The 19,609-nt window shown below is 66.2% G+C and carries 17 protein-coding genes; 9 read left to right on the plus strand and 8 right to left on the minus strand.

All coding sequences use genetic code 11. The features are described from left to right. The first annotated feature begins 73 nt into the window (after positions 1-73). The 3 genes from P0Y43_RS22855 (at position 74) to P0Y43_RS22865 (ending at position 4,684) form a co-directional block, all read left to right on the plus strand. A complete protein-coding gene (locus P0Y43_RS22855) occupies positions 74-2,065 on the plus strand; it encodes a diguanylate cyclase (RefSeq protein ID WP_275639534.1) in 1,992 nt (663 codons plus the stop codon). Positions 2,066-2,161: 96 nt separating this feature from the next. Continuing rightward, the gene (locus P0Y43_RS22860; RefSeq protein ID WP_275639535.1) at positions 2,162-2,941 is read left to right on the plus strand and encodes an N-acetylmuramoyl-L-alanine amidase; all 780 of its coding nucleotides are present in this window, start codon (positions 2,162-2,164) and stop codon (positions 2,939-2,941) included. Positions 2,942-3,064: 123 nt separating this feature from the next. Continuing rightward, entirely contained in the window at positions 3,065-4,684 is a 1,620-nt protein-coding gene (locus tag P0Y43_RS22865; protein ID WP_275639536.1) for an EAL domain-containing protein, read from the plus strand. 118 nt (positions 4,685-4,802) lie between these two features. Here the strand turns inward: P0Y43_RS22865 and P0Y43_RS22870 are convergent, their stop codons facing one another. Both P0Y43_RS22870 and algB read right to left on the minus strand, forming a co-directional pair. Further along, positions 4,803-6,584, minus strand: a complete 1,782-nt coding sequence (locus tag P0Y43_RS22870) for a KinB sensor domain-containing domain (protein ID WP_275639537.1) — start codon at positions 6,582-6,584, stop codon at positions 4,803-4,805. Then, on the minus strand, positions 6,581-7,927 hold the full coding sequence (gene algB, locus P0Y43_RS22875; protein WP_275639538.1) for a sigma-54-dependent response regulator transcription factor AlgB: 1,347 nt from the start codon (positions 7,925-7,927) through the stop codon (positions 6,581-6,583). Before algB ends, P0Y43_RS22870 begins: the two co-directional genes overlap by 4 nt. Positions 7,928-8,139: 212 nt before the next feature. Between algB and P0Y43_RS22880 the strand changes: the two genes are divergently transcribed. From P0Y43_RS22880 to P0Y43_RS22905, 6 genes are all read left to right on the plus strand, one after another. After that, on the plus strand, positions 8,140-8,961 hold the full coding sequence (locus tag P0Y43_RS22880) for a BON domain-containing protein (RefSeq protein WP_275639539.1): 822 nt from the start codon (positions 8,140-8,142) through the stop codon (positions 8,959-8,961). A gap of 175 nt (positions 8,962-9,136) precedes the next feature. Beyond that, entirely contained in the window at positions 9,137-9,421 is a 285-nt protein-coding gene (locus P0Y43_RS22885) for a hypothetical protein (RefSeq protein ID WP_275639540.1), read from the plus strand. Positions 9,422-9,478: 57 nt separating this feature from the next. After that, positions 9,479-9,640 (plus strand): DUF1328 domain-containing protein, encoded by a 162-nt coding sequence (locus P0Y43_RS22890; protein WP_008092060.1) that lies wholly within the window; start codon positions 9,479-9,481, stop codon positions 9,638-9,640. 2 nt (positions 9,641-9,642) lie between these two features. Next, complete coding sequence (locus P0Y43_RS22895; protein WP_275639541.1) at positions 9,643-10,113, plus strand: inhibitor of vertebrate lysozyme family protein; 471 nt, start codon at positions 9,643-9,645, stop codon at positions 10,111-10,113. A 730-nt stretch (positions 10,114-10,843) separates the two neighbouring features. Continuing rightward, complete coding sequence (gltP, locus tag P0Y43_RS22900) at positions 10,844-12,178, plus strand: glutamate/aspartate:proton symporter GltP (RefSeq protein ID WP_275639542.1); 1,335 nt, start codon at positions 10,844-10,846, stop codon at positions 12,176-12,178. Positions 12,179-12,327: 149 nt separating this feature from the next. Beyond that, positions 12,328-13,557, plus strand: coding sequence for a nucleoside recognition domain-containing protein (locus P0Y43_RS22905; protein WP_275639543.1), 1,230 nt, complete (start codon positions 12,328-12,330; stop codon positions 13,555-13,557). Here the strand turns inward: P0Y43_RS22905 and P0Y43_RS22910 are convergent. The 6 genes from P0Y43_RS22910 to P0Y43_RS22935 all read right to left on the minus strand — a co-directional run bounded on the left by P0Y43_RS22910 (position 13,539) and on the right by P0Y43_RS22935 (position 19,599). Further along, complete coding sequence (locus tag P0Y43_RS22910) at positions 13,539-14,156, minus strand: ABC-type transport auxiliary lipoprotein family protein (protein ID WP_275639544.1); 618 nt, start codon at positions 14,154-14,156, stop codon at positions 13,539-13,541. The genes P0Y43_RS22905 and P0Y43_RS22910 overlap by 19 nt on opposite strands. Further along, entirely contained in the window at positions 14,153-15,091 is a 939-nt protein-coding gene (locus tag P0Y43_RS22915) for an MlaD family protein (protein ID WP_275639545.1), read from the minus strand. The genes P0Y43_RS22910 and P0Y43_RS22915 overlap by 4 nt, the downstream gene beginning before the upstream one ends. 2 nt (positions 15,092-15,093) lie before the next feature. Next, positions 15,094-15,888: an ABC transporter ATP-binding protein gene (locus tag P0Y43_RS22920; RefSeq protein WP_275639546.1), complete on the minus strand. Its 795-nt coding sequence runs from the start codon at positions 15,886-15,888 to the stop codon at positions 15,094-15,096. Continuing rightward, positions 15,885-17,006: an ABC transporter permease gene (locus P0Y43_RS22925; protein WP_275639547.1), complete on the minus strand. Its 1,122-nt coding sequence runs from the start codon at positions 17,004-17,006 to the stop codon at positions 15,885-15,887. Before P0Y43_RS22925 ends, P0Y43_RS22920 begins: the two co-directional genes overlap by 4 nt. A gap of 107 nt (positions 17,007-17,113) precedes the next feature. Beyond that, positions 17,114-18,136, minus strand: coding sequence for a DUF5924 family protein (locus P0Y43_RS22930; protein WP_275639548.1), 1,023 nt, complete (start codon positions 18,134-18,136; stop codon positions 17,114-17,116). 71 nt (positions 18,137-18,207) lie between these two features. Beyond that, entirely contained in the window at positions 18,208-19,599 is a 1,392-nt protein-coding gene (locus tag P0Y43_RS22935; RefSeq protein WP_275639549.1) for a M16 family metallopeptidase, read from the minus strand. Positions 19,600-19,609 lie beyond the last annotated feature (10 nt).

Below are 19,609 nucleotides of genomic sequence, written 5' to 3' on the forward strand. Positions count from 1 at the left end.
GCTCAAGACTTCGCGCTTCTCGCCGAAACCCAGTATTCACCGCCCATTAGCTGCCTCACCTGCGGGTCCACGCATGACCGACGAAGCCGAGCGCTGGAAAGAAAAATACCTAAAAAGCATCGAGCGGCAGGAAAAGCTCGAGCGGCGCTGGGAAGCGCGCCTCGACCTGCTGCGTCGCGGCCTGGTGCGCAGCACCCTGGCGGCCGAGGGCAGCGACAAGGTAGTCGACCAGTGCATGAAGGAAATGCGCGAGGTCATCCGCAGCGACAGCATGGACGCCGGCCTGGCCGGGCTGATCCCGCGCCTGGAAAAGGCCGTGCTGGATTCCGAGCAGCGCCGTGAAACCCGCATGAACCAGGTCAGTGACGCGCTGACTGCGCTGGTCAGCCAGTTGCAGGGCCTGCCGTTGCCGGGCGAGGTGGCGCGCCCGCTGAAGAAGTTGGCGAAGAAGCTCGACGGCGGCGTCAGCCAGTCGCGCGAGTTGCCGCCGCTGCTCGGCGAGCTCAGCGGTTTGCAGGGGCGGGCGCTGTCGTCGCTGCGCAGCCCGGAGGAAGAGAGCCGGCCAGGCCTGCTCCAGCGCCTGTTTGGCGGGCGCGAGGCCGACCCGCAGGCGTCGCTCGAGCCGGAGCCTGCGCGGGTGGTGCCAACGCAGGCCGTGGCCGAGCCCGTGGCAGAGCGGGTGATGGAGCGCGCACCGCCCCAGCCGGTCGCCGAGCCGATGCGGCCGGCTGCGCCGGCGCCGCAAGCCGCCGCGCCATGTGCCGATGTGGACGAGCTGCAGCCGCTGCCGCCAGCCGCACCGGTTGAAATCGTCGCCGTGGTTGAAGCGCCCTCGCCGGCCGAGCCCTCCGTACCTGCCCCGCAGGACAGCCCCGTGCCCGAAGTGCCCGATGCGCCTGCCCCGCCGGTCGAGGAGGCGCCCGCCGCCGAGGAGCCCGAAGCCGAGGCTAGCCCCGAGCTTGAAACCGAGCCGGTGGATGAAGACGGCCCCTATGCCCTGCCCGACGCCGCCGAGCCGCCCTACAGCACCGTCGCCGCACACATCGAGCAGACCCTGATCAGCCTGCTCGACGACCTCAGCCTGCCCGAGCGTCACAAGGCCCAGGCCTTGGAGATGCGCGAACGGGTGTCGCGTGGGCTGAACTGGTACGAGTTGATCCCCGTGCTCGACGACCTGGCCGTGCTCATGCTGGCGATCACTGACAGCGGCCAGCACGAGTTCGAGGTCTACCTGCAACAGCTCAACGAGCGTCTGGAAACCTTCCAGAGCCACTTGCAGGAAGCCAGCGCCGGCCATGCCGACAATACGTCCGCCGCCCGCGACCTGGACAACCAACTGCGCGAGCAGGTCGACGGCCTGCAGAGCAGCGTGCAGGGCGCCGCCGACCTCGACAGCCTCAAGCACATTCTGGAAAACCGCCTCGAAGGCCTGCTGGGCACCATGGACGAACACCAGCACGAGCGCGACCGCCGTGAGCAGGAGCTGGCGGGGCGCTTGCAGGGCTTGGCCGAGCGCGTGGCGAGCATGGAGCAGGAGGCTCTTGGCTACCGCGAACACCTGGAGGAGCAGCGCCAGAAGGCGCTGGTCGACCCGCTCACCGGCCTGCCCAACCGCGCGGCGTGGTCCGAGCGGGTGGAGCAGGAAGTGCTCGACTGGCAGGAAAACGGCGGCCACCTGGCGATGGCGATTCTCGACCTCGACCACTTCAAGCGCATCAACGACAGCTACGGCCACCTGGCCGGCGACAAGGTGCTGAAGATCGTCGCCGAGCAACTGCGCAAGCGCCTGCGTGGGCGTGACTTCATCGCCCGCTTCGGCGGCGAGGAGTTCGTCCTGCTGTTGCCGCAAACCTCGCCCCCTGCCGCCCTGCAGGTCGCCGAGGCCCTGCGCGCGGCGGTCGAGGCCTGCCCATTCCATTTCAAGGGCGAGCGGGTGGTGATCACCACGTCCATCGGCGTCAGCGCGTTCCGCACCGGTGAGCGCGGCGACCAGGTGCTCAAGCGCGCCGACGAAGCCCTGTACCGCGCCAAGGACCTGGGCCGCAACCGCGTCGAGCAGGGTTAGACGCTGTCGCCAGGCGGTAAGCTTTCGGCCTGCGCCTGGCCGGGTAGCACGTTATACTGTAGCGCTGTCATCGACCAGAATACGTGCCGCCCCTTGATGAAAACACTCTTTACCGCTCTCCTCCTGCTGGCCCTGGCCGGTTGTTCCAGCGGCCTGCGCATCGACCGCAGCCACACTTCGGCCAACCAGGACAGCCGCATCCAGTTCGTCGTCGTGCACTACACCAACGCCTCGCTGGAGCGCTCGCTGGCACTGCTGACCCATGGCGAGGTCAGTAGCCACTACCTGATCGGCGACGACCGCAACGCCACGGTCTACCAACTGGTGGACGAAAACCGTCGCTCATGGCACGCCGGCGAAAGCCAGTGGCAGGGGCGCACTTGGCTCAACTCCAGCTCCATCGGCATCGAGATCGTCAATCCGGGCTACACCGACACACCCAACGGCCGCCTCTGGCACCCCTACAGCGAGGCGCAGGTACAGGCGCTGATCGCCTTGCTGCGGGACATCGTCAAGCGCAACAACATCGAGCCGCGCCACATCATCGGGCACAGTGATATCGCGCCGCTGCGCAAGCTCGACCCGGGGCCGCTGTTCCCGTGGAAGCGGTTGGCCGACGCCGGGCTGGGTATCTGGCCGGACGCCGCCGCGGTGGCGCGCCAGCAGGTGTATTTCGGGGCCAACCCACCGGGCATCCTCTGGTACCAGCAGCAGTTGGCGCGGTTCGGCTATGCCATCGAGCAGAATGGCGAGCTGGATGTGGCCACGCGGCATGTGATCGCGGCGTTCCAGATGCGCTTCCGGCCGCAACGCTTCGATGGGCAGCCGGATGCGCAGACGGCTGCCCTGTTGCAGGTGCTTAACAGTCAGCGCTGAGGTGTTCAGCCGGGCCCCGTGATCGGGCCCGTAAGAACATCATAACCCTTCGACCCCCGCTCAACGGCCAAGCCGATCCGCCATCCAGTTGCTATACCTTTTATATTCAACTGGATGCCCTGCATGTCTGCCTTCATCGCCTCCGTGCGCCAATTATTCTACCGCCCCTGGACGCTGGCCTCGCTGGTGGCCCTGGCCAGCGCCGCGTTGCTGCTGGCCGCCAGCTTCGGCGTGACCCTGCAACAGATGAAGCAGAGCGAGAGCGCACAGATGAACGCCCGTGGCGAGCGCTTCCTGGAGCGCCTGGAGCAGGTGTTCGGCCAGTTGCGCGAAGGTGTCGACCAGTTGCAGGCACAACCCTTGCGCGGTTGCGATCCGGCGATGCTGGCCGCCTTGCAGCAGGTGAGCCTGAGCTACCGCTTCGTCTACGAGGCCGCCTACGTGGACGGCCCCGTGACGTGCTCCACGCGTGGTGGCGAACGGGTGATGGAGCCGCTGCGCGCCCCGGACATCCAGGGCCCCACCTATAGCTACTGGCTCAACACCACCACCGAACCCAACGAAAACCTCGCCGCACTGATGCTGGGCCGTGGCAAGTTCCTGGTCTCGACCTCGCGCGGGCACCTCACCGATGTGGTCGACCTGCCCCCCGGCGGCAGCCTGCTGGTCGTCCTCGACCACGGCACCCGCGCCATCCCGGTGCTCGGCCCCGCCCAGCCCTGGCCTCCGGTCGCCGACTGGCCGCCGCCGTCGCACAAGGCGCTGCTGGAGCTCAGCGACCGCCTCATCTACCGCATGCCGACCAAGTCGCCGGATTACCAACTGGTGCTGATCGCGCCCCGCGCGAGCCTGCCGCTGAAGATGAACGGCATGCTCTGGTTGCTGTTCCCCGGCAGCTTGCTGCTGGCCTGTTGTATCGGCTGGCTGGTGCTGCAATTGATCCTGCAGCGCCGCTCGATGAGCTCGGAGCTGCAGCAGGCGCTGCGCCGGGGCGAGTTGCAGGTGTTGTACCAGCCGATCTTCGAACTCGACAGCCGCCGCTGCGTCGGCGCCGAGGCCCTGGTGCGCTGGCGACGGCCAGACGGCACGCTGACCAGCCCCGAGCTGTTCATCCCGCTGGCCGAGAACACCGGGCAGATCCGCCAGATCACCGACTTCGTGCTGCAACGGGTGCTGGAGCAACTGGGCCAGCTGCTGAGGGCCAACCGTCACCTGTACATCTCGGTGAACCTCGCGGCCTGCGACGTCATGGTGCCGCGCATTGGCCGGGTCGCGGCGCGGCTGTTGGCCCACCACCGGGTCTCGGCGAGCCAGATCGCCTTCGAGGTCACCGAGCGCGGGCTGATCGACGTGGTGGTGGCGCGCGACAACCTGCAAGCCCTGCGCAACGTCGGGCACCAGGTGCTGATCGATGATTTCGGCACCGGTTATTGCAGCCTGGCCTACTTGCAGACGCTGCCGGTGGATTGCCTGAAGATCGACAAGGCGTTCATCGACGCGCTGGGCCATGACGCCGCCAGCAGTGGCGTGGCCCCGCACATCATTCGCATGGCCCACGACCTGCACCTGCGGGTGATCGCCGAAGGTATCGAGTGCGAGGACCAGGCGGTGCTGCTCAACAGTGAAGGGGTGAACTATGGGCAGGGCTGGTTGTTCGCCCACCCGTTGAACGCGCGGCAGTTCGCCGAGCTGATTACCCGGGGGCGGCGGATGGGCGCGCGGCGAATCGATGATGAGCCTTGAGGGTTGGTTGTGTCATTGCCGGCCCTCTCGCGGGTCAAGCCCCACAGGCATTCCGCTGAATTCGAGGCCAGCGGGGGACCTGCGGGGGCTTGCCCCGCGACAGCGCCGACACAGCCACCTAGACCGGCAAGGCCATGTAGAACTGCGTCCCCTGCCCCGGACGTGAAAACACCCCCATCCGCCCGCCGTGCAACTGCACGATCTCCTTGCACAGCGCCAACCCCAGCCCTGCGCCGCCTTTCTTGCGCCCCACCTGCACGAACGGTTCGAAGATGCGCCCCTGCTGCCCATAGGCGATCCCCTCGCCGTTGTCCTCGACGCTGACGATCACCCGCTCGGCGTGCCGCCGCGCCGACAGGCGAATGCGCCCACCGTTGGCGGTGTGACGGATGGCGTTGTGCAGCAGGTTGTCCAGCACCCGTTCAAGCTGGGCGAGGTCGGCCTGGATGTGCGGCAGGGGTGGCTCCAGTGCCTTGACCAGCTCGATCCGCTTTTCCGCCGCCGGCTCGGCGAACCGCGCCTGGGCGCGTTCCAGCAGCTCGTCGATGTTGCACGGCGCCAGCTCGAGCTTTTGCAGGCCGCTCTGGTAACGCGAGAAGTTCAGCAGGTCGTTGATCAATTGGGTCAGGCGCTGCATCTCCTCGCCGATGGTCTCCACCAGGTCGTTCTCACGCGCCTCGGGCGCAAACTTCACCCGCTCGCGCAGCAACCCGAAGGCCATGTGCATGCCGGTGATCGGCGTGCGCAGCTCATGGGAGGCACGCAGCACGAACTCACTGCGCACCCGCTCGAAGGCGCGCTGCTCGGTGACGTCGTGCAACACCATCACCGCCCCGAGGATCGGCCCTTGGGGGTGGCTGACCGGGGTCAGGCTGTAGGTCAGCAAGCGGGTTTCCTCGTCCACCTCGATGCTCAGGTCGTCCGGTGCGCGGTCCAGGCTGCCGCCGCGCAGGACCTGGCGCAACTGCTGTTCCAGCTCCGGGCGCTGCAACGCCTCGGCCAGGCCGCTGCCCACTCGGCTGGCGTCCCACCCCAGCTGGCGCTGGGCCACGGGGTTGAGGTGTTCCAGGTGGCCTTGGCGGTCGATGATCAGCAGGCCGTCGTCGATGCTGTCGAGTACCGCTTGCAAGCGCTGTTGGCCAGCCAGCAGTTCATCGACGTTGGTGGCCTGGTGCTTGCGCAGGGCATCGGCCATCAGGCCAAAGCGGCGGGTCAGCTGGTTCAGCTCGGTGGCCTGGGTCACCGGCAGGGTTACATCGAAATTGCCCTGCCCGACCTGATCGGCCGCCTTGGCCAGGGCTTCGATCGGCTGTCCGAAGCGGCGGGCGATGTTGTGTGCGGTGATGAAGCCCAGCACCAGCACCGCCAGGCCCATCAGGCCCAGGGCGCCGCTGATCAGCAGCGCCCGGTCGCGGGCGCGCACTTCGCTCTGGGTGATGTGCTCGAGGGCCTGCTTGTGCGAGTCGATCAGGTCAATGCGCACTTGGTTGAAGGCGGCGCCCAGCGGCTGCTCCAGGCCCATGCTGTGGGCGGGCGCCGGGCTTTCGCGGTAAGCCTGGAGAAACGCCGCGTAGTTGCTGCTGGCCTTGCTGAAGCCGGTGCGTTCACCACCTTGCTCCAGGCCATCGTTGAGCAGGTGCTGGAAGCTGTCCTGCAAGCTGACAAGGCTTTTGGGGTCGGTGTCCTCATCGAGCATCAAGTTCAACTGCTCGCCCAGGTTCTGCCGAAGCTTGAGCCCCACTTCCAGGGTGTGGGTGGTGTCGCGCACCAGTGCTTGCTGCATCGTGGCCATCTGCAACACGCTGAACAAGCCCAGCAGCAGCCCCAGCAGCGCCACGGTGACCAGCGCCGAAATGCTGAGGAACAACCGTGTGCGCAGCTTCATGGGCGGCCACCTCATAAGTTGTACTGCTTGCGCTTGCGGTACAGGGTGGAGGCATCGATGCCCAGGGTCTTGGCAGCCTGGTCGAGGGTGTCGCTGGCGGCCAGCACCGCGCCGATGTGCGCGCGTTCGAGCTCGTCCAGGCTCAGTGCGGCGCCGACCCGTGGCGCATTGCCCGCGGGTTGCTCGCCCATGCCCAGGTGGCTGATCTCCACACGCTCCTGCGGGCAGATGATGCTCGCGCGCTCGACCACGTTGCGCAGTTCGCGGATGTTGCCTGGCCAGCGGTAGTTGAGCAGCGCGGTGCGCGCCTCATCGCTGAACACCCGGGCCGGCCGCGCGTATTCCTTGACGAAGCGGGCGAGGAAGCGCTCGGCCAGGGTGAGGATGTCTTCGCTGCGTTCACGCAGGGGGGGCAGGTGCAGGGTGATGACGTTGAGGCGGTACAGCAGGTCTTCACGGAAGCGGCTTTCGCGCACCATCTCTTCGAGGTTGAGGTTGGTCGCCGCAAGGATGCGGACGTCGGCGCGGCGGGTGACTGGGTCGCCGACTCGCTCGTATTCCTTGTCCTGAATGAAGCGCAGCAATTTAGGCTGCAAAGTCAGTGGAAAATCGCCGATCTCGTCGAGAAACAGCGTGCCGCCGTCGGCCTGGCTGACGCGCCCCAGAGTGCTCTCGCTGGCCCCGGTGAAGGCGCCGCGGGTGTGGCCGAACAGCTCGCTTTCCATCAGTTCGGCGTTCAGCGACGGGCAATTGATGGTCACGCAGGCCTTGCGCGCGCGTTTGCTCCAGCCGTGGATGGCGCGGGCCAGCTCGCCCTTGCCGGTGCCGGATTCACCCAGGATGAGGATGTTGGCATCGGTGGTCGCCACCTGCCGCGCGGTTTCCAGCACTGCCATCATCGCCGGGCTGTGCGAGTCGAGGCCGTCCTTGGGTTTGCGCACCTCGCCTTCGAGGGCTTCCAGGCGCGCCGACAACTGGCGCACCTCCAGTTGCTTGGCAGTGGCCAGGCGCAGTTGGTCGGGGCTGCACGGCTTGACCAGGTAATCGGCAGCGCCGGCCTGGATGGCATCGACCGCCGTGTCGATCGCCGAGTGGGCGGTGACGATCACCACGCGCATCCACGGTGCCTGGATGCGCATCTGTGCCAGCACATCGAGGCCGTTGTCCTCACCCAGGCGCAGGTCGAGGAAGCACAGGTCGAACACCTGGCGTTGCAACAGCGCCTCGGCCTGGGCCGCGCTGTTGGCGGTGGCGACGCTGTAGCCTTCATCCTCGAGGCAGTAACGGAAGGTGCGCAGGATGGCGGACTCATCGTCCACCAGCAGAATGCGGCCTTGGTTGTCCTGGGCTGATTCCATTTTTCCTGCGCTCCTTTGGGAATGATCTCAATTAGTGTCGGAAAAATCGGGCAAGTTGCATGGTCGATTCTGAAGGATTCCGTCCTTTGCATGCTAGCTGCTGCGTCCGTTATTGGCTAACAGATTGAAATATAAGGAGTTAGTGAGAAATTTCAGGCTGGCACGCAGGTTGCGACGGTCTCTGGCTTTGTCAGTCAAAAGGAGAAGGCGCCATGCCTGTCATCCCGAAGGCCACGCTGTTGGCCGCCAGCCTGTGCGCGGTACTCACACCCGCGTTCGCCGATCCGCTGCAGGACGCCCGCCTCGAGGGCGCCTTGCAGACCGCACTGTCGCTCAACAAGGTGCTCAACCCGTTCCGCATCGAGGTCACGGTCGACGGTACGCGGGCGCGTCTTGGCGGCGAAGTGGAGAACGTGGTGGAGCGCGAGCTTGCCGAGCGCGTGGCGCTGGCCACCCGCGGTGTCGAGCAGGTGGACAACCAGCTACAGGTCAACGCCGAGCTGGTGGAGCAAGCCCTGGAACGGCGCGCCTATGCCCAGCGCCTGGAGGACGCCACCCTCACCGCGATCATCCGTGCTCGCCTGTTGTGGAGCCGGGTCACCGAGCGCTCGCCCATCGAGGTCGAGAGCCGCGAAGGCGTGGTAACCCTGCGTGGGCGGGTCGACAGCATCGAGGCCAAGGAACTGGCCGGGGTGTTGGCGCGCACCAGCGACGGGGTCTATCTGGTCAACAACCTCGTCAGCCTGGATTCCGCTGCGTTGGCCAAGGCCCGAGAGACGCCAGTCGACGCGTCCAGCGCTGCGCAGCCCAGCGACCGCTGGATCGTCGACAAGATCCAGGCCAGCTACCGCTACAGCCGCAACCTGGATGGCCTGAACATCAAGGTCGCCAGCGCCGAAGGCGTGGTGCGGCTGTCGGGCGAGGTGGTGAGCAGCGAGCAAAAGACCATTGCCCAGGAGATCGCCCGGCAGATCGTCGGTGTGCGGGGTGTGGACGCCGACATGTTGCGTGTAGCGATCAAGGTCGAGGGATGAATCGTGCAAAACGCACGAGGCGCCGAGGGCCATCGTGCAGGATACGTCCTCAAGGCGCTTCGGTATTTTTATTAAGTTATTGATTTTTAAATACTTTTTTGAAAGAAAAAGGCTGGCACGCAGGCTGCAATGATCCTCCCAGGTTTGGATAACAAGTACAGCAGGAGGAGCCGGCATGAACCGCCAATCCGTCAACCGCCCGCAGATCGCCGCACTGCCCGTTCACCAGTTCCTGTACCTGGGCATGGCGCTGCTGCTGACCCTGGCCGCTGGCCAGGCGTACCACAGCTGGCAGACCGCTCGCCTGGCCGACCAGGTGGCGGCGCAGACTGCATTGTTGACCCAGTTCCAGGCGACTCGTGCCAACACGCTGGTCAAGGCCACCCAGCCACTGCCGGTGGCCAAAACCGCGCCGGGCACGGTGGAAAGCATCGTTCCCCAGCAGCGCTGGGTGTTCTGAGCCCGGCGCTGATCCCTCGCTGAAACGCTCGATCCCAAAAAAGAAAGGAGAACCACCATGCTGAGTTGGGCAATCACATTCCTGATCATCGCCATCATCGCCGCTGTGTTGGGCTTCGGTGGTATCGCCGGCGCCGCTACCGGTATCGCGAAGATCCTGTTCATCGTCTTCCTGGTGCTGTTCGTGGCTTCCTTCTTCTTCGGACGCGGTAGAGGTTGACGATGAGCAGGATGCTTCGTACCGCCCTGGCCACCGCCCTGCTGTTGGGCGGTGGTTCGGTGGCGATGGCGGCCAATGATGGCCAGGTCCGGGCCAACCAGTTGTTGGGCTCGGACCCCGACTACCGGGAAACCTGGCAATCGACGATCAAAAAGGAAGAGCGCCTGCCGGAATGGGTGATCAACCTCAGTGGCAGTTCCCCACAGCAGATGTCGGCGGTCATGGAGGATGGCGACAAGTTCCTGGTCGGTCCGCTGTGTGAAGCGGACGACAAGTGCACCTACAAGCGGTTGATCGTGGCGTTCAGTTGGGACAAGGACAAAGCCTACGGGATGCTCGTGGAAGTGCCCGAAGGCCTGCCGTCGGACAAGTCGCCGACCCGCCACGCGGATTACCGCTGGCTGGGCAAGCCGGACGACGGCATGAAGACCCTGCTGCAAGAACAGTTGAAGCGCGACCCGAATTGGTACTGACCAACGGTGGCGCGCTGTCACGATATAGAAGCTGAACCTATCTATCGTTCAGGCTTCTATGATGCGCCGCCCCGAGGACGGGCGGCACATGACCAAGGGGCCGGGCTGTTCTGACTGTTGTAGGGTCGGAGTGGCCTAGGGGTACAGGGAGTACCTCCGCAATGGGCTGGGTCAGGTGAGATGGCATCGGAAGTTTCAGGTCAGTCGTGTCGGAAAGGCACCTAAAGCTGACCTGACTTCCGAAGCATCTATGTAAGGCGATTCGTCCTTCCTTGTAGCTTCTTTCCTTCGAGACACATTTTGACGTAACCGTACATCGAAATTTTTTCCCCTCCCGCAACACCTTCTCCAGGTGTCATTTCAGCCATTCGGATTGTCGAACACGCCATCCATACACCCGAGCGAATACCGTCGTTTCTGCCTAAATATGGCGCTTTGGTCTTGTTCGGAAATCCGAACAATGAAATCACGCGCCCTGGGGCGGTGCGTTTTTAACGGGTTGCATCATGCCGATTCGGCATGGGCTACTCGTTTACGGCATTAGACTGCCCCCCTCCACGTCGCAATAGTTGCCGCCTTTTTTCGCTGGCCGAGCGTTCGTTCGCTCGCTCGCGGTGACCTTCGAAGGGGTCGCCGGACGGAAGCCAAACGCTGCCCGTGACGTTGCCAAAGGCTCTGGGACGCGCTTTTCGGTCCGGTTCCCAATGACCACTACAACAAAGGTAATGACATGAAGAAGGCAAAACTTAGCCTCGCCTGGCAGATCGTCATCGGTCTGGTACTGGGTGTTGCGGTCGGCGCGCTGCTGAATCATTTCAGTGCGGAAAAGGCATGGTGGATCAGTAACGTCCTCCAGCCCGCTGGCGACATCTTCATTCGCCTGATCAAGATGATCGTTGTCCCGATCGTGATTTCGTCGCTGATCGTGGGTATCGCCGGGGTTGGCGACGCGAAGAAACTGGGCAGCATTGGCCTGAAGACCATCCTCTACTTCGAGGTGGTGACCACCCTCGCCATCGTTGTCGGCCTGGTGCTGGCCAACGTGTTCCACCCAGGCGCCGGCATCGACATGAGCACCCTGGGCACCGTCGATATCTCCAAGTACCAGGCCACCGCGGCTGAGGTGCAGCATGAGCATGCGTTCATCGAGACGCTGCTGAACCTGATCCCGTCGAACATCTTCGCGGCGCTGATGCGTGGCGAGATGCTGCCGATCATCTTCTTCTCGGTGATGTTCGGCATGGGCCTGTCGAGCCTCAACGCCGACCTGCGCGAGCCGCTGGTGCGGACCTTCCAGGGCGTGTCGGAGACCATGTTCAAGGTCACCCACATGATCATGAACTACGCCCCGATCGGCGTGTTCGCCCTGATCGCCGCGACCGTCGCCAACTTCGGCTTCGCCTCGCTGCTGCCGCTGGCCAAGCTGGTGCTGCTGGTGTACTTCGCCATCGCCTTCTTCGCCTTCATGGTGCTGGGCCTGGTGGCGCGCGTGTTCGGCTTCTCGATCATCAAGATCATGCGCATCATGAAGGACGAGCTGATCCTCGCGTACTCCACCTCCAGCTCCGAAACCGTGCTGCCGCGCGTGATCGAGAAGATGGAGAAATACGGTGCGCCGAAGTCGATCTGCTCGTTCGTGGTGCCGACCGGCTATTCGTTCAACCTCGACGGCTCGACCCTGTACCAGAGCATCGCGGCGATCTTCATCGCCCAGCTGTACGGCATCGACTTGTCGTGGAGCCAGCAACTGCTGCTGGTGCTGACCCTGATGGTCACCTCCAAGGGCATCGCCGGTGTGCCGGGCGTTTCCTTCGTGGTGCTGCTGGCCACCCTGGGCAGCGTGGGCATTCCGCTGGAAGGCCTGGCGTTCATCGCCGGTGTGGACCGCATCATGGACATGGCCCGTACCGCGCTGAACGTGGTGGGTAACGCCCTGGCGGCGGTGGTCATCGCCAAGTGGCAGGGGATGTACGACGCCGAGAAAGGCGAGGCGTACTACCGCTCGCTGGTGCTGGAAAAGAGCAACAAGGACGCTGTGGTGGTGGGCGAGGCCGCCAAGCAGTGAGCCGGATGCGCTGAAGCGAAAAGCCTCGATTCGTCGGGGCTTTTTGTTGCCTGCGAGGGCCCATCGCGGGGCGCAGCCCTCGCCCGCAATCTCCAGCCAGGCCCCGGATGCGCTATCATCCGGGGCATTTTTCATGGGGGAACACACGGATGCTAAACGGCCTATGGCTCGGTTTTTTCCTGGTGGCAGCCATCTCCGCCTTCGCCCAGTGGCTGGTCGGTGGCAATGCCGGCATCTTCGCCGCGATGGTCGAGAGCATCTTCGCCATGGCCAAGCTCTCGGTGGAGGTCATGGTCCTGCTGTTCGGCACCCTCACCCTCTGGCTGGGCTTCCTGAAAATCGCTGAACAGGCCGGCATCGTCGAATGGCTGGCCAAGGTGCTCGGCCCACTGTTCGCCCGCCTGATGCCCGAAGTGCCGCCCGGCCACCCGGCCCTGGGCCTGATCACCATGAACTTCGCCGCCAATGGCCTGGGCTTGGACAACGCCGCCACACCCATCGGCCTGAAGGCCATGCGCGCCCTGCAAGAGCTCAACCCCAGCAGCACCACCGCGAGCAACGCGCAAATCCTGTTCCTGGTCCTCAACGCCTCGTCGCTGACCCTGCTGCCGGTCACCATCTTCATGTACCGCGCCCAACAAGGCGCCACCGACCCGACCCTGGTGTTCCTGCCGATTCTCCTGGCCACCAGCGCCTCGACCCTGGTGGGCCTGCTGTCGGTCGCGGTGATGCAGCGCCTGCGCCTGTGGGACCCGGTGGTGCTCGCCTACCTGATCCCCGGCGCCCTGCTGCTGGGCGGCTTCATGGCGTTCCTCGGCACCCTCTCGGCGGCGGCGCTGGCCAGCCTGTCGTCGCTCCTCGGCAACCTCACCCTGTTCGGGGTGATCATGCTGTTCCTGGTGATCGGCGCGCTGCGCCGGGTGAAGGTGTACGAAGCCTTCGTCGAAGGCGCCAAGGAAGGCTTCGACGTGGCCAAGGGCTTGCTGCCGTACCTGGTCGCCATGCTCTGCGCGGTCGGCGTGCTGCGCGCTTCCGGGGCGCTGGAACTGGCACTGGACGGCATCCGTCACACGGTCGAATGGATGGGCATGGACACCCGCTTCGTCGAGGGCCTGCCCACCGCGCTGGTCAAGCCGTTCTCAGGCAGCGCGGCGCGGGCCATGCTGATCGAGACCATGCAAACCCACGGCGTCGACAGCTTCCCGGCGCTGGTGGCAGCGACCATCCAGGGCAGCACCGAAACCACCTTCTACGTGCTGGCGGTGTACTTCGGCGCGGTCGGCATCCAGCGTGTGCGCCACGCCGTGGGCTGCGCCCTGCTGGCGGAGCTTTGCGGGGTGATCGCGGCGATCTTCGTCTGCTACTGGTTCTTCGCCTGAGCCTGCGCGGCCTGGGCCACGGTCCAGTCCACCACCTGTGCCGCCAGTTGGTCGCTGGCCGCACCGAAGCCGCTGACCACCGCTGGCACCTGGGTACCGCCCAGGGGCCGGCGCACCTCGAAGCGCTGGCTGGCGAGGATGCGCTGGTTGCGCCCCTGCACCAGCCGAGCGTCATAGCGGATCACCACCTCGACGCCCCCCGCCCGGTACTCGCTCTGGAATGCCTGCAGCTCGCCGGCCAGCTCGTAGTCGGCTTGCAGGTTGCTGTCGTCGGCGCTCAGGCGCTGCACCCGGCCATCACGCTGGAAACCGTCGAGCAGGCGGTTGCGCAGCAACAGCGGCACCGGGTCGCTCCAGCGCGCGCCCTTGTAGCTGCTGAGCACGTCGCCCTGGGGGATCACGGCGATGCGCGGCCCGGCCAGGGCCTCGCTGGCCAGCGGCTTGTTCAGGCGCAGCGACCAGTCCAGCGGCGTGGCGCTGCGGCTGGCCTGGTTCACCGGCAGGCGGTAGATGTCCACCGGTTCGCTCTGCGGCAGGATCGAGCAGGCGCCGGCCAGGCTCAGCGCGGCGCCCAGGGCGAGAAGGCGAAGCGGCCTCATGGCTGGAACTCCTTGTTCGGGTCGCGGCCCAGCAGGTAGCCGCTGGGGTCGGCCTCCAGGCGTCGGGAGATGCCCTTGAGGGCGTTGAGGGTTTCGCGTAGTTCGCGGATCGCCGGGGCCAGCTGGTTCAGGCCCTGGGCGCCGTCGTCGAGGGCTTCGCGGTTGTGCTTGAGCAGGTCGTTGATGGTCGCGCTGCTGTCGGCCAGCGACCGCATGGCCTGCTCGGCGCTGCCGATCGCCTGCTTGCCTTCGCCGCCGAGCAGGTTGTTGGCGTTGCGCATCAGCGCCTGGGTTTCGGCCAGGGTGGCGTTGGCCTGCTTGCCGACCTGGGCCAGTTGCTCGATGGCCTGGGCGATACCGCCCTTCTGGCTGGCGAAGGCGCCGGTGGTCTGCTCCAGGTTCGCCAGGGTGTTGCTCAGGCGGGTGATGTTGCCCTCGGAGAACATCTGGTTGGCGTTGTGCAGCAGCAGGTTGATGTTGGTCACCAGGTCGCTGCTGTCGTTGAGCAGCCGCGAGATCGGCGACGGCGAGGCGACGATCACCGGCAGCTTGCCGTCCTTGCCCTTGAGCTCCGGGCTGTGCGGCGTGCCGCCGCTGAGTTGGATGAATGAGGTGCCGGTGACCCCGGCCAGGGTCAGCTTGGCCTGGGTGTCCTCCTTGACCGGCGTGTCGCCGCTCAGGCGGATGCGCGCCAGCACCCGGCGCGGGTCTTGCGGGTCGAGGCGCAAGGTGGTGACGTCGCCGACCTTGATGCCGTTGTATTGCACCGAGCTGCCCCGGGACAGCCCCGAGACCGCCTCGTTGAACACCACTTCGTAGTCCTTGAAGGCGTCGTCGACGCTGGATTTGGTCAGCCACAGGCCGAACAGCATGGCCGCGGCCACCACCAGGACGGTGACCAGGCCGATCAGCACGTGATGCGCTCGGGTTTCCATCGTTATCGCTCCTGCCCCGCCAGGCTGGCGGCATGTTCGGCGGCCCGCCCGCGCGGGCCGTGGAAGTAGTCGTGGATCCAGGGGTCGTCGGTGCGCTCGACCTCGGCCAGCGGCCCGGCCACCAGCACCTTCTTCTGCGACAGCACCGCCACCCGGTCGGTGATGGTGTAGAGGGTGTCCAGGTCGTGGGTGATGAGGAACACCGACAGGCCCAAGGCATCGCGCAGGGTGAGAATCAATTGGTCGAAGGCGGCGGCGCCGATGGGGTCGAGGCCGGCGGTGGGCTCGTCGAGGAACAGGATGTCCGGGTCCAGTGCCAGGGCGCGCGCCAGGGCGGCGCGCTTGATCATGCCGCCGGACAGCGACGCCGGGTACTTCTCGGCGGCGCTGATCGGCAAGCCGGCCAGGGCCAGCTTGACCCCGGCCAGGTGCTCGGCATCGGCGCGTGACAGCCCGGCGTGCTCGATCAACGGCAGGGCGACGTTCTCGGTGATGGTCAGCGACGAGAACAGCGCGCCCTTCTGGAACAGCACGCCGAAGCGCCGCTCCACCTGCGAGCGCTGCTCGTTGTCCAGGCGTGCCAGGTCCTCGCCGAATACCTTCACCTGCCCTTCGTTGGGCCGACGCAGGCCGACGATGCTGCGCAGCAGCACTGACTTGCCGCTGCCCGAGCCGCCGACCACGGCGAGGATCTCGCCCTTGTACAGGTCCAGGTCGAGGTGCTCGTGCACGCTCTGGCTGCCGAAGCGGTTGCAGACGCCCCGGGCCTCGATCACCGCCTCGGGTTGCCCGCTCACCAGCCCATCTCCATGAAGAACAGCGCGGCCACGGCATCCAGCACGATGACCACGAAGATCGACTGCACCACGCTGGAGGTGGTGTGCGCCCCCACCGACTCGGCGCTGCCGCTGACCTTGAAGCCTTCCAGGCAGCCGATGGCGGCGATCAGGAAAGCGAAGAACGGCGCCTTGGCCAGCCCTACCAGGAAGTGCTGCACACCGATGTCGCTCTGCAGCAGCGAGAGGAACATCGCCGGCGGGATGTCCAGCGACAGCGCGCACACCACCGCGCCGCCGACGATGCCGCAGAGCATCGCCACGAAGGTCAGCAGCGGCAGGGCGATCAGCAGCGCCAGCACGCGCGGCACCACCAGCAGTTCGATGGGGTTCAGGCCCAGGGTGCGGATGGCGTCGATCTCTTCGTTGGCCTTCATCGAGCCGATCTGCGCGGTGAAGGCGCTGGCGGTGCGGCCGGCCATGAGGATGGCGGTGAGCAGCACGGCGAACTCACGCAGGAAGGAAAACGCCACCAGGTCGACGGTGAAGATCGTCGCGCCGAAGTCGGCCAGCACCGTGGCGCCGAGAAAGGCCACCACCGCGCCGACCAGGAAGGTCAGCAGGGCGACGATAGGGGCGGCGTCCAGGCCGGTCTGCTCGATGTGCGCGACCACCGGGGTGACGCGCCAGCGCTGCGGTTGCAGGGCGCGGCGCGCCAAGGTGGCGATGATCAGGCCGACGAAGCCGAGCAGTTGCCGGGTGTCCTGCCAGAGGGTGTCGACGGCGCGGCCGATGCGTTCGAGCAGTTGCAGCAGCACCGGGCGCTCGGCTTCCTTGACCGGGATGCAGTAGTCCTGCAGCGAGCAGTACACGGTCTTGAGCAGGGCGCGGCTGGCGTCGGGAAGCTCGCCGGTGCAGTGCGACAGGCGCTCGGCGCCCAGCAGTTCGGCCAGCAGCGAGGCGCCGGCGGTGTCCAGGCGGCCTAGCTGGCTGAGGTCGGCGATGGCGTCGTCGCCGTACTGCGTGCGCAGGCGCTCGCTGTCGCGCTTGAGGCGGGTGTAGTGGGCCAGGGTCCAGTCGCCAGCGATGCGCAGGCAGGGCGGCTGCTGGCGGGTGTCGAGGGTGGCGCTGGGCTCCATGCTTCTGACTCGGCGCGGGGGCGGTGGGTCAGATCATAGCCTGTTGCGGCGGCGATGGCCTCAATCGCGGGGCAAGCCCGCGATGGCGGCGACGCGGCGCCGAACCCTCACCCCGCCGGCGCATCCTCCACCACCTTGAAGCGCAACACCCCGATCACCTGGCCGTCCTCGGTCAACACTCGCACCTGCCACTTGCCCACCGGGTTCGGCGGGAAGTTCTGCTTGTGGGTCCAGGCCCGGTAGCCTTCCTTGCGTCCGCCATGAATGTCCAGGGCGATGCGGTCGACCTCTTTGCCGTCCTGCTGCCACACGTGGTAGATGCGCTCGTTCAGGCCGCGTGGCGCGTTGATCGCGGTGTAGGCGTACAGGCCGCTGCTGCGGATGCGGCTGGCGGCGATCTCATCCAGCGACTCGCCCGGCTGGCGGTTCAGCACCTCGGTGCTCACCGCCACCTCGGTCATCCACAGGGTCGCGGGCGGTACCCACGAGCGCAGCAGCCAACCCCCGCCGCCGATCGCCAGGGTCACCAGCACCAGGGCCACGCCGCGGCGCCAGGTGTTGATCGGGAAGCTAGTGGCCAGGCTCGGGAACGACAGCAGCATGGCCGCGACCAGCGCCAGCTTGAAGCTTTGCGCGGTGGTCAGGTGCAGGATGATCGGCAGTGCGGTGAGCAGCGCGGCGAACAGGGTCAGGGTGTGCAGCGCCAGGAACAGCCAGCGCCGTGGGGCCAGCCACTTGTAGTACAGCGGGTCGACGATGGAGATCAGGCCGGCGGCGCCGAGCAGGCCGGTGAACACCAGTTGGCCGCTGTTCCAGGTGGTGGTGATGAAGAAGAACGGCAGGACGAAGAACAGGCTCTCCTGGTGGATCATCTGCGTCGCGTAGCGCAGCAGTGGCTGCGGGATCTCGCGCTTGAAGGTGCGCGCGAACAGGCCGGTGAGCGCGTTCTCGAACATCAGCCAGACCCAGCTGACCAGCATCAGGATGGCGATCCAGCTGGCCAGGCCCGCTTGGCGGTCGACCAGGATGAAGCTGCCGATGCCGGAAAGGAAACCGCAGAGGGCGATGACGCCGGGGTAGCGCTTGAGCAGTTCGATCACGCGCTGGACGATGTGGGGTATGGGGGGCATGGGTATACGACAGGGGGAGATGGGAGTGACGGTACTGCCCCGCGATAGGGCCCGCACAGGATACCGCCGAATCAGGCCTCGCGTGTAGCGCCGCTGGCGCGACGGCGGCGCAGCAGACCGACGGCGAGGCTCAGCCCGAGCACCAGGGCCACCAACCCGTACAGTTCGTCATAACCCAGCAGTGGCTGCTCGATGCGCAGGTAGCCCGGTTCCTTGAGCAGCGCGCGCAGGGCCTCGTTGGCCTGCTTCAGGCTGACCTGGCGCAGCTTGCGGATCGGGTCGGTGAAGGCGCCCTCGCTGTAGTCGTTCAACGCCCCCCAGTAGTAGTCGGCCAAGGCGCTGTTGCCCTGGGTGGTCCAGCTTTCCCGGGCGATGGCCGCCTCCTTCAGGCGGGCGAAGGTGTCCGGGTCCAGGCCGTGCTTCTTCAGGTGTTCGAACAGCTGCTGCAGCACCTTGACCGCCTCGTCCACGTCGCCACGCTCCAGGTCGGCGTTGAGGCTGAGCATGCCGCTGTCGCCGAAGCTTTCGCGCAGCGCCGAGGGGCCGTAGGACAAGCCGTGGCGCAGGCGCAGCTGGTCGTACAGCGCCCAGTCGAGGTAGCGCGACAGCAGCTCCAGGGTCTGGTCGTGGCCCTCCTCCAGCACCGGCTCGATGAACAGCCAGTGCAGCTTGACGTTGTCGCCCAGCCAGCCGCGGGTCAGGTCGCGGCGCTGTTCGGCCTGCTGGGTGATGCTTTCCAGGTTGCGCCGCTCGCCCGGCTCGGTGGCCGGCAGCTCGCCGTAGGTGCGTTCCAGGTACGCCGGCAGCAGGCGGTCGAGACCGCCGACGACGATCAGGCTCATGTTGTTGGCGGCATAGAAGTGCTCGCGCAGGGCCTTGACCTGGGCCAGGCTCATGTCGTCGATGTCCGAGCGTTCCGGGCACTTCAGGCCCAGCTCCACCGCCAGTTGGTCGCTGGCGCGGTGGCCGATGTCCTGGCGGTCGAGCCAGCGTTGCAGGTGGCCGTAGTGGCCGCCGTCCTCGCGTTCGATGATCTTCTTCGCGGTGGCCAGGGCCTTTTTGTCGATGCGCGTGTCGCGCACCGCGGCCAGCAGCAGGTCGAGGGCCTTGCGCTGGTTGCGTGCCGGGGCCTCGATGACGAAGGTGGTGTCGGCGCCGCTGGTGTAGGCGTTCCACTCCCCGCCCAGGGCTTGCATGCGCTCCTCCAGGCCGCCCTCGCCGGTGTCGTCGATGCCGCTGAACAGCAGGTGTTCGAGCAGGTGCGGCAGCTCGCGCTGGTCGCAGTCGAAGTCGTCCAGGCCTACGCCCACCACCAGGCGGATCGACACATGGTCACGCTCGTAGCCGGACTTGAGGATCACCTGCAAGCCATTGGGCAGCAGGTAGCCTTCGACCCGCGAGCGGTCGAGGGCCAGCGAAGGCAGGCTGCACAGCAGAAGGCAAATGAACGTCAGGCAACGCATGGGCGAGCTT

Source organism: Pseudomonas entomophila (assembly GCF_029193575.1).
Lineage (GTDB): Bacteria > Pseudomonadota > Gammaproteobacteria > Pseudomonadales > Pseudomonadaceae > Aquipseudomonas > Aquipseudomonas entomophila_G.

Coding starts and splice junctions, on each gene's coding strand:
- P0Y43_RS22915 (WP_275639545.1), bottom strand. CDS start 15,091: ATGGAAACCCGAGCGCATCACGTGCTGATCGGCCTGGTCACCGTCCTG.
- P0Y43_RS22880 (WP_275639539.1), top strand. CDS start 8,140: ATGCCTGTCATCCCGAAGGCCACGCTGTTGGCCGCCAGCCTGTGCGCG.
- P0Y43_RS22930 (WP_275639548.1), bottom strand. CDS start 18,136: ATGCCCCCCATACCCCACATCGTCCAGCGCGTGATCGAACTGCTCAAG.
- P0Y43_RS22860 (WP_275639535.1), top strand. CDS start 2,162: ATGAAAACACTCTTTACCGCTCTCCTCCTGCTGGCCCTGGCCGGTTGT.
- algB (WP_275639538.1), bottom strand. CDS start 7,927: ATGGAATCAGCCCAGGACAACCAAGGCCGCATTCTGCTGGTGGACGAT.
- gltP (WP_275639542.1), top strand. CDS start 10,844: ATGAAGAAGGCAAAACTTAGCCTCGCCTGGCAGATCGTCATCGGTCTG.
- P0Y43_RS22865 (WP_275639536.1), top strand. CDS start 3,065: ATGTCTGCCTTCATCGCCTCCGTGCGCCAATTATTCTACCGCCCCTGG.
- P0Y43_RS22890 (WP_008092060.1), top strand. CDS start 9,479: ATGCTGAGTTGGGCAATCACATTCCTGATCATCGCCATCATCGCCGCT.
- P0Y43_RS22870 (WP_275639537.1), bottom strand. CDS start 6,584: ATGAGGTGGCCGCCCATGAAGCTGCGCACACGGTTGTTCCTCAGCATT.
- P0Y43_RS22855 (WP_275639534.1), top strand. CDS start 74: ATGACCGACGAAGCCGAGCGCTGGAAAGAAAAATACCTAAAAAGCATC.
- P0Y43_RS22905 (WP_275639543.1), top strand. CDS start 12,328: ATGCTAAACGGCCTATGGCTCGGTTTTTTCCTGGTGGCAGCCATCTCC.
- P0Y43_RS22925 (WP_275639547.1), bottom strand. CDS start 17,006: ATGGAGCCCAGCGCCACCCTCGACACCCGCCAGCAGCCGCCCTGCCTG.
- P0Y43_RS22895 (WP_275639541.1), top strand. CDS start 9,643: ATGAGCAGGATGCTTCGTACCGCCCTGGCCACCGCCCTGCTGTTGGGC.
- P0Y43_RS22910 (WP_275639544.1), bottom strand. CDS start 14,156: ATGAGGCCGCTTCGCCTTCTCGCCCTGGGCGCCGCGCTGAGCCTGGCC.
- P0Y43_RS22935 (WP_275639549.1), bottom strand. CDS start 19,599: ATGCGTTGCCTGACGTTCATTTGCCTTCTGCTGTGCAGCCTGCCTTCG.
- P0Y43_RS22885 (WP_275639540.1), top strand. CDS start 9,137: ATGAACCGCCAATCCGTCAACCGCCCGCAGATCGCCGCACTGCCCGTT.